This is a genomic window from Mesorhizobium sp. BHbdii (assembly GCF_053848045.1).
Genome location: NZ_JBSPKX010000136.1, coordinates 1 through 514, shown reverse-complemented (window position 1 = coordinate 514; position 514 = coordinate 1). Strand labels below are relative to the sequence as shown.

Below are 514 nucleotides of genomic sequence, written 5' to 3'. Positions count from 1 at the left end.
GTGGCCTGATTTTGGTAGTGAGGGCCAGAGCCTGATATTGCCCGGAGAAAGCAGACCATGACGCCAGGAATTCGCCCGCTTGTCGCCGGCAACTGGAAAATGAACGGCACTAGCGCTTCGCTGAACGAGCTCAGGATGATCGGCAACGGGTTCATGAGTGGGCTCGACGCGGAGACCGAGGCCTTGGTCTGCGTTCCCGCGACGCTGCTTTCCCATGCCGCGGAGATTCTGTCACGCACGCCGGTCCATGCCGGCGGCGAGGATTGCCACACCAAGGAAAGCGGCGCCTACACCGGCTGCATCTCGGCGGAGATGCTGAAGGATGCCGGCGCGAGCCATGTCATTGTCGGCCATTCCGAATGCCGCGAACAACGCGGCGAGGACGATGCGACGGTCCAGGCCAAAGCCGCCGCCGCATGGCGTGCCGGGCTCGTGGCCATCATTTGCATCGGCGAGACGCAGCAGCAGCGTGAAGCGGGCGCCACGCTCGACGTGCTTTCGCGCCAGATCGCTG

Annotated in this window: 1 protein-coding gene; it reads left to right on the top strand. The window is 64.2% G+C overall.

Annotated elements, in window-relative coordinates; all coding sequences use genetic code 11:
* Positions 1-57 precede the first annotated feature (57 nt).
* The coding region (locus ACWTU8_RS32260) for a triose-phosphate isomerase (RefSeq protein WP_455851304.1) at positions 58-514 on the top strand (457 nt) is incomplete at its 3' end.